This window comes from Streptomyces sp. NPDC001903 (assembly GCF_042891345.1).
GTDB lineage: Bacteria > Actinomycetota > Actinomycetes > Streptomycetales > Streptomycetaceae > Streptomyces.
On sequence record NZ_JBIASZ010000007.1, the window covers coordinates 212,058 to 227,366 of the forward strand.

General features: G+C 69.2%; 13 protein-coding genes. 6 read left to right on the top strand and 7 right to left on the bottom strand.

Annotation, left to right across the window (positions count from 1 at the left end; translation table 11 throughout):
• Positions 1-160 precede the first annotated feature (160 nt).
• Positions 161-517 carry a hypothetical protein gene (locus ACFYZS_RS18330; RefSeq protein ID WP_389013464.1) on the top strand — a complete coding sequence of 119 codons (357 nt, stop codon included), beginning with the start codon at positions 161-163 and terminating at the stop codon, positions 515-517.
• A gap of 948 nt (positions 518-1,465) precedes the next feature.
• Here ACFYZS_RS18330 and ACFYZS_RS18335 read toward each other — a convergent pair.
• A complete protein-coding gene (locus ACFYZS_RS18335; protein WP_389013129.1) occupies positions 1,466-2,188 on the bottom strand; it encodes an NUDIX domain-containing protein in 723 nt (240 codons plus the stop codon).
• Between the two features lie 169 nt (positions 2,189-2,357).
• On the opposite strand from ACFYZS_RS18335, the gene ACFYZS_RS18340 reads away from it, so the two are divergent.
• Genes ACFYZS_RS18340 through ACFYZS_RS18350 form a run of 3 tightly spaced genes read left to right on the top strand, consistent with a single transcriptional unit; the run spans position 2,358 to position 5,658 of the window.
• Complete coding sequence (locus ACFYZS_RS18340; protein WP_389013132.1) at positions 2,358-4,028, top strand: hypothetical protein; 1,671 nt, start codon at positions 2,358-2,360, stop codon at positions 4,026-4,028.
• Positions 4,025-4,942 carry a hypothetical protein gene (locus ACFYZS_RS18345; RefSeq protein ID WP_389013134.1) on the top strand — a complete coding sequence of 306 codons (918 nt, stop codon included), beginning with the start codon at positions 4,025-4,027 and terminating at the stop codon, positions 4,940-4,942. The genes ACFYZS_RS18340 and ACFYZS_RS18345 overlap by 4 nt, the downstream gene beginning before the upstream one ends.
• Positions 4,943-4,992: 50 nt before the next feature.
• A complete protein-coding gene (locus ACFYZS_RS18350) occupies positions 4,993-5,658 on the top strand; it encodes a hypothetical protein (RefSeq protein ID WP_389013137.1) in 666 nt (221 codons plus the stop codon).
• Positions 5,659-5,702: 44 nt separating this feature from the next.
• Here ACFYZS_RS18350 and ACFYZS_RS18355 read toward each other — a convergent pair whose 3' ends face one another.
• Both ACFYZS_RS18355 and ACFYZS_RS18360 read right to left on the bottom strand, forming a co-directional pair.
• Positions 5,703-7,034: a class I SAM-dependent RNA methyltransferase gene (locus ACFYZS_RS18355; RefSeq protein WP_389013140.1), complete on the bottom strand. Its 1,332-nt coding sequence runs from the start codon at positions 7,032-7,034 to the stop codon at positions 5,703-5,705.
• Positions 7,035-7,131: 97 nt separating this feature from the next.
• Entirely contained in the window at positions 7,132-9,180 is a 2,049-nt protein-coding gene (locus tag ACFYZS_RS18360; RefSeq protein WP_389013143.1) for an APC family permease, read from the bottom strand.
• 209 nt (positions 9,181-9,389) lie between these two features.
• On the opposite strand from ACFYZS_RS18360, the gene ACFYZS_RS18365 reads away from it, so the two are divergent.
• The gene (locus ACFYZS_RS18365) at positions 9,390-10,058 is read left to right on the top strand and encodes a TrkA family potassium uptake protein (RefSeq protein ID WP_030154367.1); all 669 of its coding nucleotides are present in this window, start codon (positions 9,390-9,392) and stop codon (positions 10,056-10,058) included.
• Positions 10,055-10,717 carry a TrkA family potassium uptake protein gene (locus ACFYZS_RS18370; RefSeq protein WP_053691455.1) on the top strand — a complete coding sequence of 221 codons (663 nt, stop codon included), beginning with the start codon at positions 10,055-10,057 and terminating at the stop codon, positions 10,715-10,717. The genes ACFYZS_RS18365 and ACFYZS_RS18370 overlap by 4 nt, the downstream gene beginning before the upstream one ends.
• A gap of 85 nt (positions 10,718-10,802) precedes the next feature.
• Here the strand turns inward: ACFYZS_RS18370 and ACFYZS_RS18375 are convergent, their stop codons facing one another.
• From ACFYZS_RS18375 to ACFYZS_RS18390, 4 genes are read right to left on the bottom strand one after another with little or no spacing between them, the layout of a single operon-like run.
• Entirely contained in the window at positions 10,803-11,528 is a 726-nt protein-coding gene (locus ACFYZS_RS18375) for a DUF3159 domain-containing protein (protein ID WP_389013148.1), read from the bottom strand.
• A 3-nt stretch (positions 11,529-11,531) separates the two neighbouring features.
• Positions 11,532-11,951, bottom strand: coding sequence for an OB-fold nucleic acid binding domain-containing protein (locus ACFYZS_RS18380; RefSeq protein ID WP_078860160.1), 420 nt, complete (start codon positions 11,949-11,951; stop codon positions 11,532-11,534).
• Between the two features lie 24 nt (positions 11,952-11,975).
• On the bottom strand, positions 11,976-12,662 hold the full coding sequence (locus ACFYZS_RS18385; protein WP_376018152.1) for a response regulator: 687 nt from the start codon (positions 12,660-12,662) through the stop codon (positions 11,976-11,978).
• Positions 12,659-15,274: a DUF4118 domain-containing protein gene (locus tag ACFYZS_RS18390; RefSeq protein WP_389013152.1), complete on the bottom strand. Its 2,616-nt coding sequence runs from the start codon at positions 15,272-15,274 to the stop codon at positions 12,659-12,661. The genes ACFYZS_RS18385 and ACFYZS_RS18390 overlap by 4 nt, the downstream gene beginning before the upstream one ends.
• Positions 15,275-15,309 lie beyond the last annotated feature (35 nt).

Here is a 15,309-nt window from a genome sequence, read left to right on the forward strand (position 1 = left end):
AATGACCAGCGATTTTCCGGAAACCTGCGGGCTCGCTGCAAGGGCTCTTCGGTACTCTCGCCCGTCCGTGTGTCCGTCGCACGGAAGGACGTAGGGGGACGAAGAACGTGAGTACGACCACCGACCCGGCCACCGCATCGCCATCCTCGACGAGGACCCACTGCGCGCCCGGCGCGAGGCGCGCGAACTGCTCGCCGCCCTCGCCGGGGCCGATCCGCGGGCCGCGCTCGACATCCCGCGAACCCGGCCCGAGAGCGAGACCCTCAAGGGCGGCACGATCACCGACCTCGTCGGGCTGGTCTTCAGCGGGGGCTCGCTCGTCGCCGCCGGCATCCAGGTCTGGCTGGCCCGCGTACCCCAGCGGACCATCGTCATCACCCGGGCGGACGGGGCGACGCGCCGTATCACCGGCAAGGAAGCCCGCGCCGACAGCGAACTGATCGACAGGTTCCTCACCGACGGCACGGCCGGGGCACGGGACGGGGACGCCCGCGAGGCGGGTCCGGGCAGGCAGTGAGCGGCAACGACCGGTTCGCCCTGCGAGGACCGTCGGCTCCACGCAGGTCCACTCCGGTTCCACGCCAAAGCAGGAAGGCAACTTCTCCCTACCTGCCGCGGCGGCTGCGCGGAAGTCCTTCACTGCATCCCCAGCCCCGCACAGCACCACCACTGTCAGCTTGGTGATTACGTAGAGCGGGATACCGAGTCGCTCGACCGGACTGACGAACGGCGCGTGCACGGGCTTGGCTACACCCCACAGGGCCGGGACGATCAGGGCGAAACTCAGCAGGCTCAACAGCTTCACCGCCTGCGTGGCTTGCCAGAGTGGAGGCACGTCGAGGTCCTCGGGCTCCAGTCCCAGGCTGTCCGCGAACATCGCGCTCGCCGTCCGTGCTGCCGTGAGAAGTCACAGCACTGCCGCCCCCGCCATACCCAAGTCCGCGCGCCTCCTGCTGTCCGGCGACCACCGCGCAGCAGAACATGGCGAACAGCCAGGTCACGAGGCGGTTCACCAGCGTCGTCGGGCTTCCGACGCCGTCCCCGTCACCACCAGGCCGGCGTCGTGGCAGCCACGCCTCTCCGCGAAACGTGCGCGCGCCAGTTCGGCCGCGTGACCCAACCTCGCCACCGGCGTCCGCGGCCTCGGAACGGGTACGCGCGGGGGCCGGTGGGCAACGGTATGACCCCGCCAGACGGTCAGCTGTCCCCTGTCCCGATCCATCAGCTCGCAGCGGCGCGCATACATCTCCAGACCGGTCGCCCGTGCCAGCCGCTCCACGCACCAGGCGGCTGCCCGCGCGGTGCGCCTGTTTCGGGCTCCGAAGAATCGCACATCGACGAAGTACAGGCGTGCTGAAGCATCTACCCGGAGGATGCCCGTGGATGCACAGTCGCTCTGCCCGCCTCGCATGACGGCGCGGCCCGCACGCCGCCGCACCGATTCCGGACCTCGACATTCGGCCAACTAGACAGGCGGCCCGCCGACGCGCAGGAGTGGTGGGCTCAACACCCACGCACTCCCTCTGCGGTAAAGAGCTGCCGGACGGCCTGTCGAGGCCGCCCTCTGTTCACCCGTGGGCTCCACGAAACCTGCGGTTCTCAGTACCTTGCGCCGAAAGTTGCTTGGGTCCAATGGCTGCCCCCAGACCACTTCATAGACCGTTCGCAACTCGCTGAGGGTGAACTCGGAGGCGCAGAAGGCCGTGGCGACAGGGGTGTATTCGAGTTTACGGCGGACCTCTTCCAAAGCCTCGGCGAGGATCTCGGAATGGTCGAACGCCAGCCTCGTCCCGTTCCGGTCAAGGTCATCCACGGATGCCCAGTAGGCGTGTTCCGCATCGGTGCCGCCCACAGGTACGGGCAGGTCTGGACCCAGGGCCAGGTACGCGACAGTGACCACTCGACCTCTCGGGTCTCTTCCAGGATCACCGTAGGCACCCAGCTGTTCCAGGTGCAACAGCCCACCGTCGATGCCGGCTTCCTCCCACAACTCGCGCAGAGCCCCCTCCCGTAGGGTCTCGCTCTTCTGGACATACCCGCCGGGGAGCGCAGGCCGACCGAGGAAGGGCTCCAGCCCCCGGTCGATGAGGAGCACCATCAGGCGGGCGCCCCGCAGCGTGAAGATCGCCAGGTCGACCGTCACCCACGAGGCCTCGACCTCATCGGAGTTTTTCAGCCAGTCATCCACGAGAACCCCTAAAGGTCACATTGACTTGAACATGCTCGCCACTTATGGTCACACAGACCTTAACCCTAGGAGGCGAGGGCAGGGCATGGCCACTCCCCCCGTACCACCAGCAAAGGATTCCGGCGCCGAACCCACCGCCGCGACACGCCACTTATGCGCAGGCACTTACGTGGACGAGCACTTCCGCGACCTCGTGATCGACAAGGTCTGCACGTCGCCGCACCGCAGGGTCGCCCCGTCCTACGGCTTCGACATCGTCCCGGTCATGCGCCACGCCTGGCGGGCCGCCACCCTTACGGCCGTCCTGCGCGCCACCCTGCTGGGATCCGTGATCGCGCCGGCATGTGCGGGCGCCTTACCCGCGAGCGCTCTCATGACATGCGGCCTCGCCCTCCTGTGGCTGCTCCGCCTGGCCCTGCTCATACACCAGGGTGACCGCGAGCCCCGGACCGACCCAAAGCCCGGACGCCGCAACAAGGAACGCCAGTACCGTCATAGGCGCCGCATCCAACGGATGCTCCCGCGAAGGAAATCGGAGAAGTCACAGGCGCTACGACGCGTCGGGGGCATCGCGCTCGGCCTGGCGACGACCGGCCTCACGATCGGACTCATCCATCCCCATCACGTCACCACGGCCCTTCGCCTGGGAGCGAGCGTCGTACTCGTGTGCCTCGCCATCGGAGCGGTGCGCCAGCTGCAGCTCAACCGGATCCTTCGGGCACCGACCCTGCGCCCCGACCGTCTGTCTTCCCGGCAGCGAGTGGCCGACGTTCAGCAGAGGGACGTGCACACCGTGTATCGCCGCCCCCGCCACAGCCAGGACAAAGGAGCGGCTAACGATGACCTGACCGTGTTCACCCTCTTCGGGAAGGAGTCGCCGTTCATAGGTGCCGGAGAGATCGTCTACCAGTGGAACCCGCCCATGAGCGTCCAACTCCTGCGCCCCGTCGAGGACGATGACGTCCCCCTGCACGAACGGGAGCACCTGGTACCCCCGTTCCAGGCCCACGAACTCGTCGAGCACCTGCGCGACGCGGTCCGCCTGCTGAACACCGACAGCCACGATGTCCGCTTGCCCGCCCACGTCACGGACCGCGTCTACGTGTCCGAGACCGACGTGGCGACCGACCGGTCCCTACTCCCCCGGAAGCTCACCGACCTGGACCTGCGGGAGATCATCAACACGCCAGGATCGAGGGGGCATCACTTCCTCGAGGTCACGACACCGCTGGAAGGCGCGGAATACGTCGCGACCGTCCTGCTCCACGTCAGCGTACGGGGACGGACCCTGATAATTTCCACGGCGGCCTGCGTGCTCGCACACACGCCGAGATCCTTCCAGCGGACGGCCGAGTTCGGCCAGCACGGCCTCATCGCGGTCATATGGGCCGCTTTCCGTGAGATGTCGGACCTCCCCCGGCAAATCCAGCATTCGTGGCGGATCGTCCGGTATCTCCGCGCAGTGATCAAGGCTGCCGCCCTTCCCTCGGACCTCACCTCCACGCCGATACGCAACGTCCTCATCGGCAGTCGCGTGAGCATCCGGGAGCAATCGGCCCAGGCGTGGTCCAAGGTGCAGCTGGAGAAAACCGACATCCTCGGCCGGATGAAGACGATCGAACAGCGTCTACTTCGGGCGGCAGGCGACTTCCTGCTGACCAAGGACGTGGACGCGTCAGAGTTCAACAGTCGCGCTCTCAAGATCATCAATAGCGGGATCTTCAACTTCGGCGACAACAACACCATCAGTAACAACGCCGTAGGCGATGCGGCTCAAGTCGGCGCCGCGGCACACCCTGCTACGGGGACCGACAACCCCAGCGACGGAGGAGCTCCGTGAAAACCGATCGAGGCATCAGCTCGTACGGAAATGACAACACCATCAGTAACAACGCCGTGGGCAACCACGCCCGAGTCACCGTGACGCCACCCTCAGAACGAACCAGCGCACACATGGCAGGCTCCGCAGTGCCAACGGATCGGGGCACGTGGGACATCGGGATCGTCACCATCCTCAGCGAGGAACTGCGCGCGGTGTGCGACGAGTTGAAGCTCGAACGACACAAGGAGCCAGGGGGCCTCTACTTCTATCGCGGAAAACACGCCACCCCGGACTCGACCGTCCGTATCGTCGCCACTCAGACTCAGAGCCAGGGCCAACGCTCGACCATGGCCGCCTTGGAGAATCTGCGACGCCACTACACGCCCCGCCTCTGGGCTCTCGTCGGCGTGGGCGGAGGGATTCACGACGAGCACGCACGCATCGGCAACGTCATCGTCTCGACCGACATCGTCTACTACGAGAACCGCAAGATCAATCCGCACGGTGACGTCCGCAGGCGTGGCGAACACCGGCAGGCCCCGGCCCAGGTGGTGCACGCCGTGAACGCATTCTTCACCGAGCATGGCACCCCGGCCCGTATCCATGGCCAGCTCGCCTCGCAATCCTCACAGCAGTACGAGGTGTACCCGGGGTTGATCGGCTCCGGTGAAGCCGTCGTCGCCGACCGTGACAGCGACATCCGCCGATACCTCGCGCACTACAACGAGAAGGTGCTGGCGGTGGACATGGAAGCAGGCGGCTTGAGCCAGTACTGGCAGGAGAACTCCGTCCACGACGAGACGAACCCCGGCTGGATCGTCGTCCGAGGCGTTTCCGACAACGCCGACGAAGAGAAGGGACACGCACACCACGAACTCGCGGCCCGAAACGCCGCCCACGTGCTGCGACTCCTGCTGCCCTTCCTCTGCTGACGCGATCGATGGCCCGCCGCATGGCACCCCACACCGGAAGAGGGCTCCACATGACCGATTTTCTGTTGGGCATCCTCGGCTCACTGGCAGCCAGCGCGATCCTGCTCGTCCTCGGCCTGCTGCGCGGCGCCCGTCCCCTGCGGTGGCTGGTCGCCGCCTGCTCCCGGTACACGGGGACCGGGCTCGGACGCGTCTACCGCCACCAGTCCTCCGCCGAACAGGACCTCGCTCGCGACCTGCGTCGAGCCAGCTGGGTCAAGGTCCTGACAGGTCGAGGCAACGTGCTCACCCGTGAGGTCTTCTCGCCCCTCTGGTCGGCGGAGCCGACCCCGCGGTCCGTCCAGATCCTGTTGCCAGACCCCGATCCCCGGGAGGATTCGTGGCTCGATCGACGCTCTCAGGAGGTGTCCCGGTTCGATCCAGGCTTCACGCGGGGGCTGCTCAGAAGCCAGGTGCGAACGAACATCGACTACGTGGCCCGGGCGGCGCGGGCGAGGGACGGGATAGAGCTGCGGACCTTCAACCTGCCGAACAACTGTCGCGTGATCGCAACGGACCGTGCCGCCTACCTCACGTTCTACAGTGCTTCGGCCCACGGCAGAAACTCTCCCTGCCTGTACGCCCGAGCCCCTGGCATCCTGTACACCGCCGCCCTGCGCCAGTTCGACGCAGCCTGGGCACACTCCACGCCGGCTCTCCCCACCCGCCTCCCCTGACAAAGAGGGGAGGCGAAAGACGGCGGACGCCGCGGACCTGCAGGTCAGGCGTCTTCGCGGATGGGCTCCAGGATCGCCACGCACTCCATGTGGTGCGTCATCGGGAAGAGGTCGAAGACGCGGAGGGTGCGGGGCTTGTAGCCGGCCTCGCGGAAGTAGCCGAGGTCGCGGGCCAGGGCCGCCGGGTCGCAGGCCACGTACGCGATGCGGCGGGCGTTCAGGCCCGCGATGTGGCGGACCGTCTGCTTGCCCGCGCCCGCGCGCGGCGGGTCCAGGACGACCAGGTCGCACTCGGTGATCCCGGTCTTCGGGAGGACCGACTCCACCTTGCCCTGCTCGATGCGGACGCGGGGGAAGTCCGCCAGGTTGTGCCGGGCGTCCTCGACCGCGCGCTTCGTGGACTCGATGCCGAGCACCGCGCCCGTCTCGCCCAGGCGTTCGGCGAGGGCGCCCGCGAAGATGCCGACGCCGCAGTAGAGGTCGAGGGCCATCTCGCCCTTGCGCGGCATCAGGCCCTGCATGACGGCCTTGATCAGGGTGTCCGCGGCCTGCGGGTGGACCTGCCAGAAGCCGCCCATGCCGACGCGGTACGTACGGCCGTCCGCGCGCTCGCGGACGAAGGGGCGGCCGTGGACCCGGTGCACCCCGCCGTCCTTCTCCTCGACCCGCAGGACCGAGACCGGCTTGTCGAGCTCGACCAGCGGGAGGCGGCCGCCCGGGCGCGGGGTCAGGACGACCTGGCGGTCCTGGGAGCCGGTCGCGGCGATCGCCTCGACCGTGGCCATCTGAGGCCAGTCCTGCTTCTCGATGCCCAGCTCGCTGACGCCCGGCGCCGCGATCATGCAGTGGTCGACCGGCTCGATGTCGTGCGAGCGGTGCTTGCGCAGGCCCGCGTTGCCGTCCTCGTCGATCGCGTACTGGACGCGGGTGCGCCACTGCGGGACCTGCCCGGCCGGCAGCTTGTCGCCCTCAGCCGGCATGACCGTGCCGTCCCAGCCGGCCTCCTCCGGGGTCAGCCCGGCGAGCCGCAGCAGCTGTTCGGCGACGACCTCGCCCTTGAGCCGGCGCTGGGCGCCCGGCTTGGCGTGCTGCCAGTCGCAGCCGCCGCACTTGCCGGGGCCGGCGTACGGGCACGGGGCCTCGACCCGGTCCTTGGACGCCTCGACGACCGTGATCGCGTCGGCGCGCAGGAAGCGGGAGTCCGACTCGCCCTCGGTGACCTTGGCGATCACCTTCTCCCCCGGGAGGGTGTGGCGGACGAAGAGGACGCGGCCGTCGGCGGTACGGGCGATGCAGTGGCCGCCGTGCGCGACGGGACCGACCTCGACCTCGTACTCCTCCCCGACCAAGGACTGCTTCTCGTTCTGCTCGGTCATGGTGGGGAGACTCCAAAACATAAATGGGAACGGCCGGACGACCGACCCACCAGTTTACGTGGATCTCGTCCGGCCGTTCGCCACACCGACAACGGCGCTACTTGCCCGCGCGGTCCTTCGGGCGCGGGGTGTCCACCGGTCCGCGGCGCACCGCGCCCGGGGCGTTCCAGTCCTGCCGCTTCTTCGCCCGCTTCTTCGCGAGCTCCGAGGACTCCAGCTGGTACGGCACCGAGGTGACCATCACGCCGGGGGTGAACAGCAGGCGGCCCTTGAGCCGCAGCGCGCTCTGGTTGTGCAGCAGGTGTTCGTACCAGCGGCCGACGACGTACTCGGGGATGTAGACGCTGACGGCGTCGCGCGGGTTCTCGCTGCGCAGGCCCTTGACGTACTCGACCACCGGGCGGGTGATCTCGCGGTACGGGGAGTCGAGGATCTTCAGCGGTACGTTGATCCCGCGCCGCTCCCACTCCTCCTTCAGCGCCTTCGTCTCGGCCGCGTCCACGCTGATGCTGAGCGCTTCCAGGGTGTCCGAGCGGGTCAGCTTGGCGAAGGCCAGGGCGCGCAGCGTGGGCTTGTGCACCTTGGAGACCAGGACGATCGAGTGGACCCGCGAGGGCCGCACGCTGTCGTCGCTGGGGCCCTCGGCGGCGGCGATTTCGGTGGCGACCCGGTCGTAGTGCTTCCGGATCGCGGTCATCGTGCCGTAGAAGATCACCATGCCCAGCAGGGCGACCCAGGCGCCGTGCGTGAACTTGGTGGCCAGGACCACGACCAGCACCAGGCCCGTGAAGATCGCGCCGAAGGTGTTGATGGCCCGGGAGCGGTGCATCCGGCGCCGGGCGGACTGGTCCTTCTCGGTCCGCAGGTGGCGGTTCCAGTGCCGGACCATGCCGATCTGGCTCAGCGTGAAGGAGACGAACACGCCGACGATGTAGAGCTGGATCAGCTTGGTGGAGTCGGCGTCGTAGATCCACACGAGCAGGATCGCCGCGCCCGCGAGCAGCACGATGCCGTTCGAGAAGGCGAGCCGGTCACCGCGGGTGTGCAGCTGGCGGGGCAGGTAGCGGTCCTGGGCGAGGATCGAGCCGAGCAGCGGGAAGCCGTTGTAGGCGGTGTTCGCGGCCAGGAACAGCACGAGCGCGGTGGCGGTCGCCAGCACGATGAACAGGAAGCTGCCGTTGCCGAAGACGGCCTCGGCCACCTGGGAGATCACCGGGTGCTGGACGAACTCGGGGCCGACGGGGACGCCGTTGTCCAGCAGGTTGGTGGCGGGTGCCTCGGCCATCTTCACGTCGGTGGCCATGGCCAGGCCGATGATCCCGCAGAACATGGTGACCGCCAGGGCGCCCATGAGGGCGAGGGTGGAGGCGGCGTTCTTGCTCTTGGGCTTGCGGAAGGCGGGGACGCCGTTGCTGATCGCCTCGACGCCGGTCAGGGCGGCACATCCGGAGGAGAAGGCCCGCAGCAGCAGGAAGACCAGCGCGAAGCCGGCCAGCCCCTGGTGCTCGGCCTTGATCTCCAGGTGGGCCGTCGGGGCCTGCATGGTGTCGCCGGCGACCAGACCGCGCCAGGCGCCCCAGGCGATCATCACGAAGACGGCTCCGACGAACACGTACGTCGGAATGGCGAAGAGCTTCCCGGATTCCTTCACGCCGCGCAGATTCATCAGCGTGAGCAGCAGAATCATGATCACCGCGGAGAGCACCTTGTGCTCGATGACGAAATCCACGGCGGAGCCGAGATTCTCGACTCCGGAGGAGATCGACACGGCGACGGTCAGGACGTAGTCGACGAGCAGGGCGCTCGCGACGGTGAGTCCGGCCTTCGGCCCGAGATTGGTGTTGGCGACCTCGTAGTCGCCGCCGCCGCTGGGGTACGCGTGGACGTTCTGGCGGTACGAGGCGACCACGGTGAACATCAGCACGACGACCGCGAGGGCGATCCAGGGGCTGAAGTGGTACGCCGACACGCCCGCGATCGACAGGACCAGCAGGACCTCGCCAGGGGCATATGCCACCGAGGAGAGGGGGTCGGAAGCGAACACAGGAAGGGCGATCCGCTTGGGGAGGAGCGTTTCCCCGAGGCGGTCGCTGCGTAGCGCCCGGCCGATCAGGATCCGTTTGGGCACGTCGGTCAGTTTGGACACGCAGAGGATCGTAAGCGTTCGAAATCGGCCTGACGAACCCCCCGCCCGCATTACAGGGCAATGACACCCGCATTGAGACCCCGTGTGCGCTGCAAAGGTCACATGGTGGACCGCCCGTGTGTAGCTTGGGCCATGGTCTGAGACCCTGTGAAGCCAGAGCATGCAATGAGGCTGGGAACCAGCGAGCGCTGACAGCCGGAAGGACGGCCGTGCACATCGTCATTATGGGCTGCGGAAGAGTGGGCTCCGCCCTCGCGCAGACCTTGGAACAGCAGGGGCATACGGTCGCTGTCGTCGACCAGGACCCCACCGCATTCCGCCGGCTGGGAGCCGGATTCGGCGGGCGCCGCGTCACCGGGGTCGGCTTCGACCAGGACACGCTGCGCGAGGCCGGGATCGAGGAAGCGGGCGCCTTCGCAGCGGTCAGCAGTGGTGACAATTCCAACATCATCGCCGCCCGCGTGGCACGCGAGATGTTCGGTGTCGAGAACGTCGCCGCCCGTATCTACGACCCCAAGCGCGCCGAGGTCTACCAGCGCCTGGGCATCCCCACCGTCGCCACCGTGCGGTGGACCGCCGACCAGATGCTGCGCCGGCTGCTGCCGTCCGGGGCCGAGCCGCTGTGGCGCGACCCGAGCGGCGGGGTCCAGCTCGCCGAGGTGCACACCTCCGCCGCCTGGATCGGGCACAAGGTCAGCAAGCTGCAGGAGGAGACCGGCGTCCGCGTGGCGTTCCTCACCCGACTGGGCGAGGCCATGCTGCCGACGTCCCAGACGGTGCTGCAGGAGGGCGACCTCGTCCACGTGATGATGCGTACGGACGAGATCGACAAGGTCGAGGCGTCCTTCGCCGAGGGCCCCGAGGAGGCACACGCATGAGGGTCGCGATCGCCGGAGCCGGCGCGGTGGGCCGTTCCATCGCGGGCGAGCTGCTGGAGAACGGGCACGAGGTGCTCCTCGTCGACAAGGCTCCGACCGCCATCTCCGTGGAGCGCGTGCCGCAGGCCGAGTGGCTGCTGGCCGACGCCTGCGAGATCACCTCGCTCGACGAGGCCGCGCTGCAGCGCTGCAACGTCGTCATCGCGGCCACCGGCGACGACAAGGTCAACCTGGTCGTCTCCCTGCTGGCCAAGACCGAGTACGGGGTCCCCCGGGTCGTGGCGCGGGTCAACAACCCGAAGAACGAGTGGCTCTTCAACGAGTCCTGGGGCGTCGACGTCGCCGTCTCCACGCCGCGTCTGATGTCGGCCCTGGTCGAGGAGGCCGTCAGCGTCGGCGACCTGGTGCGGCTGCTCCGCTTCAGCCACGGCGACGCCAACCTCGTCGAGCTGACCCTGCCCGCCGACTCCTCGGTCGCCGGCACGCAGATCAGCGAGATCACCTGGCCCGAGGACACCTCGCTGGTCACGATCATCCGCGGCAACCGGGTCCTCACCCCGCACGCGGAGGAGACCCTGGAGCCGGGCGACGAACTGCTCTTCGTGGCCGCCCAGGCCCGCGAGGAGCAGCTGGAGGACCTCCTCCAGGCCCGTCACTGACGGACCTCACGCATGAGGGAGGGGGCGGGCGGCCGATCGGCCGCCCGCCCCCTCCCTCATGTCCGTACGCGCATGTCCGTACGCGCTACTTCGTCCCGGCCTTGCGGGCCTTCTCCGCGGCCTCCTCGGCCTCCCACTCCGCGATCACGTCGATCGGCGGCGGCGCCTTGGCCAGGAAGACCCACGTGAAGTACACCGCGAGCACCATCGGCGGCAGCTTGAGCGCGATCAGCACCCAGCCCAGCTGCGTCGCGTCCCCCCACCAGTACAGCGGGAAGAGGATCGCGTACTTCGCCAGGAAGATGAGCCCCCAGGCCAGACTGGCCTTGGTGTAGGCCTTCTTCCGCCCGGGGTTGCGCGTCCGCCAGGACAGGTTCTCCTTGAACACCGGCCCCAGGATCACGCCCAGCAGCGGGAATCCGACCAGCGCGGACAGCGTGAAGGCCACGCCCAGTCCGGCGCCGTAGATCATGCCGGGCAGGTAGAAGCCCTTGGCGGTGCCGGTGAACAGGGCGAAGGCCACGCCGACGCCCACGCCGAAGACCCCGCTGAACGCGTGCTTGACGGTGTCCTTGCGCAGCAGCCGCACGATCACGAGCAGGACGGCGACCGCGCCCGCCGCGAAGGCGGACATCTTCACGTCCTTGTTGACCGTGTAGATCATCACGAAGAGCAGCCCGGGGAGCATCGTCTCCACGGTGCCCCGCACGCCTCCGAACGCGTCGAAGAGCGCCGCCTGCGTCACGGCCTTCTGGTCCGCGGACGGTTCGCCCGCGGGTTCCGGGGTGATCGGTTTGTCGAATGACGTCACCGGCTACTGCTCCTGTCCGAGCGGTCGGAGTTCGTACTTCGGGTTGAAGAGGACCCGGCGGCCGTGGCTCATCGCGATCCGCCCGGAGGCGATCATGCGCCGGCCCGGTTCGATTCCCACGATCGAGCGACGCCCGAGCCAGACCACGTCCAGTGCCGCCGAGCCGTCGAAGAGCTCCGCCTCCAGGGCGGGTACCCCGGCGCGCGGCCGGAGGGTGACGGTACGCAGGGTTCCCGTCACCTTGACTATCTGGCGGTCGTGGGAGTCGCAGATCCGCGTGCACCCCGCGGCTTCTGCGTCCTCCTGCAGTTCCGCCGAATGCAGCTCCTCCTGCGAGGTGGACAGCCGCTCTATCATCCGCCGGAACCGGCCCGCCGGCCTGACCGGCTTGACGGACTTCTCGGGACGCGGTTCAGCACTCATACAGGAAGCGTACCGGCGCCCGCACTACCTCTCGAAGCGGTATCCCATGCCCGGTTCCGTGATGAAGTGCCGCGGATGCGAGGGGTCCGCCTCCAGCTTGCGCCGCAGCTGGGCCATGTAGACCCGCAGGTAGTTGGTCTCGGTGCCGTACGAGGGCCCCCACACTTCCTGGAGGAGCTGCTTCTGGCTGACCAGCTTGCCCCCGTTGCGGACCAGCACCTCCAGCAGGTGCCACTCGGTGGGCGTGAGCCGTACGTCGCGCCCCTCGCGCACGGCCTTCTTGGCGGCCAGGTCCACCGTGAAGCCGTCGGTCTCCACGATCACCTCGTCCTCGCCCGAGCCCGTGCCCGGCTCGGCCCGGCGGACGGCGGCGCGCAGCCGCGCGAGCAGCTCGTCCATGCCGAAGGGCTTGGTGACGTAGTCGTCGGCCCCGGCGTCCAGGGCCTCGACCTTCTCGTCGGAGCTGTGCCGGGCCGAGAGGACCAGGATCGGCACGCGGGTCCAGCCGCGCAGGCCCTTGATGACCTCGACGCCGTCCATGTCGGGCAGGCCCAGGTCGAGGACGACCACGTCGGGGTGGCGGGCCGCCGCGAGCTCCAGGGCCTGGGCCCCGTCCGCCGCGGCGTCGACCTCGTACTTGCGCGCCTTCAGGTTGATCACGAGGGCTCGGACGATCTGCGGCTCGTCGTCCACCACGAGCACCCGGGTCATTGAGGTCCTGCTTTCTGTCGTATGGGGTCGAGATCGATGGGTTCGGCGGCGTCACTGCCGTCGGCGGCGCCGAGGCCGCCGTGCACCGCCGGGCGTTCCGGTCCACTGTCGCGCGGCGCGGCGCGCAGCGTCAGCACCATGGTGAGTCCGCCGCCGGGGGTGTCCTCGGCCGCCAGGGTGCCGTCCATGGCCTCGGTGAAGCCCCGGGCCACCGCGAGGCCGAGGCCCACCCCGGTGCCGCGCGGGGCGTCTCCGTGCCGCTGGAAGGGGGCGAAGATCCGGTCCTTGGCCTCGTCGGGCACGCCGGGCCCGCGGTCCACGACGCGTACCTCGACCCGGTCGCCCAGGTGGCTCGCCCGGACCAGCACCCGCTCGTCGGCCGGGCTGTACTTGACGGCGTTCTCCACCACGTTGGCCACGGTCCGCTCCAGCAGCCCGGGGTCCACCGCCACCATCGGCAGCGTCTCCGGGACGTCCAGCACCACGCTGTCCTCCGGTACGCCGCCCAGCGCCATCGGGACCACCTCGTCGAGGTCGATCTCCCGGATCAGCGGGGTCACGGTCCCGGTCTGCAGCCGGGACATGTCGAGCAGGTTGCCCACGAGGTGGTCGAGCCGGTCCGCCCCGTCCTCGATGCCTTCGAGGAGCTCGGCCCGGTCCTCCTCGGACCAGTCCACGTCGTCGGAGCGCAGGGAGGAGACGGAGGCCTTGATGGAGGCGAGCGGCGTACGGAGGTCATGGCTGACGGCGGCGAGCAGCGCGGTCCGGATCCGGTTGCCCTCGGCCAGCCGGCGGGCCTCCTCGGCCTCCCCGACCAGCCGCTGGCGGTCCAGGACCACGGCGGCCTGCGCGGCGAAGGCGCCGAGCACCCGGCGGTCCTCGGCGGGCAGCACCCGGCCGGACAGGGCCAGCGCCATGTGGTCCCCGATGGGCATGTCCACATCGGCTTCCTCGGGGCGGTCGACCGGGCGCGGGCCGACGCTGGCGGCCCGCTTCCAGGGCTCGACGTCGCTGGTGCGCTCCAGCAGGGCCACGGACTCCATGGCGAAGGTCTCGCGGACCCGCTCCAGCAGCGCGTCCAGTGTGGTCTCGCCGCGCAGCACGCTGCCGGCCAGGAAGGAGAGGATCTCGGACTCGGCGCGCAGCCGGGCGGCCTGGTGGGTGCGCCGGGCGGCCAGGTCCACGACGGAGGCCACGGAGACCGCCACCCCGAAGAAGACGGCGATCGCCACGATGTTCTTCGGGTCGGAGACGGTGAACCGGTGGACGGGCGGGGCGAAGAAGTAGTTCAGCAGCAGCGAGCCGAAGGCGGCCGAGGCCAGCGCCGGCCAGAGCCCGCCCAGCAGGGCGGCGGCCACGGTCAGCGAGAGGAACAGCAGCATCTCGTTGGCGAGGCCCGGATCGGCGTTCACGTGCGTGAGCAGGACGGCCAGCAGGGCCGGCAAGACGATCCCGACGATCCAGCCGGCGATGATCCGGGGCCGGCCGAGCCGGGCCGCCGAGCGGACCACGGGCAGGCCCCGGCCCCGGGCGACCTCCTCGTGCGTGACGATGTGCACGTCGAGGTCGGGCCCCGAGTCGCGGGCCACGGTGGCGCCGACGCCGGGGCCGAACACGTACTGCCAGGCCTTGCGGCGGCTGGAGCCGAGCACGATCTGGGTGGCGTTGACCCCGCGGGCGAATGCGAGCAGTGCCTCGGGGATGTTGTCGCCGATCACATGGTGAAACGTTCCGCCAAGGTCTTCGACCAGCGTCCGCTGGACCGCGAGCTCCTTCGGCGAGGCCGCGGTCAGCCCGTCGCTGCGGGCGATGTAGACGGCGAGGATCTCGCTGCCCGAACCCTTCGCGGCCATCCGGGAGGCGCGGCGGATGAGGGTGCGGCCCTCCGGTCCGCCCGTGAGCCCGACGACGATCCGCTCGCGCGCCTGCCAGGTGGAGCGGATGTCGTGCTCGCCCCGGTACTGCTGGAGGTACTCGTCCACCCGGTCGGCCACCCACAGCAGCGCCAGCTCGCGCAGCGCGGTGAGGTTTCCGGGCCGGAAGTAGTTCGACAGGGCCGCATCCACCTTGTCGGACTGGTAGATGTTCCCGTGCGCCATCCGCCGGCGCAGCGCCTGCGGGGACATGTCGACGAGCTCGATCTGGTCCGCGCGCCGCACCACCTCGTCCGGCACGGTCTCGCGCTGGCGCACCCCGGTGATCGACTCCACCACGTCGCCCAGCGACTCCAGGTGCTGGATGTTCACGGTGGACACGACATCGATGCCCGCCCGCAGCAGCTCCTCCACGTCCTGCCAGCGCTTGCCGTTGCGCGAGCCGGGGACGTTGGTGTGCGCGAGCTCGTCCACGAGCGCGACCGCCGGCCGGCGCGCCAGTACGGCGTCCACGTCCATCTCGGTGAAGTCGGCGCCCCGGTACGAGAGCCCCTTGCGCGGGACCTGTTCCAGCCCGTGCAGCATCACCTCGGTCCGCGGCCTCCCGTGGTGCTCGACGAAGCCGACGACGCAGTCGGCTCCGCGCTCCACCCGGCGGTGGGCCTCGGACAGCATCGCGTACGTCTTGCCCACACCGGGTGCCGCGCCGAGGTAGATCCGTAGCTTGCCGCGTCCCATGCGCCCATTCTCGGGGACGTTTGCGCCGATCACGC

What these genes read in the sequence shown, in the direction of transcription:
- ACFYZS_RS18350 (WP_389013137.1), top strand. Translation starts at nt 4,993, where the DNA reads ATGACCGATTTTCTGTTGGGCATCCTCGGCTCACTGGCAGCCAGCGCG.
- ACFYZS_RS18355 (WP_389013140.1), bottom strand. Translation starts at nt 7,034, where the DNA reads ATGACCGAGCAGAACGAGAAGCAGTCCTTGGTCGGGGAGGAGTACGAG.
- ACFYZS_RS18370 (WP_053691455.1), top strand. Translation starts at nt 10,055, where the DNA reads ATGAGGGTCGCGATCGCCGGAGCCGGCGCGGTGGGCCGTTCCATCGCG.
- ACFYZS_RS18380 (WP_078860160.1), bottom strand. Translation starts at nt 11,951, where the DNA reads ATGAGTGCTGAACCGCGTCCCGAGAAGTCCGTCAAGCCGGTCAGGCCG.
- ACFYZS_RS18385 (WP_376018152.1), bottom strand. Translation starts at nt 12,662, where the DNA reads ATGACCCGGGTGCTCGTGGTGGACGACGAGCCGCAGATCGTCCGAGCC.
- ACFYZS_RS18390 (WP_389013152.1), bottom strand. Translation starts at nt 15,274, where the DNA reads ATGGGACGCGGCAAGCTACGGATCTACCTCGGCGCGGCACCCGGTGTG.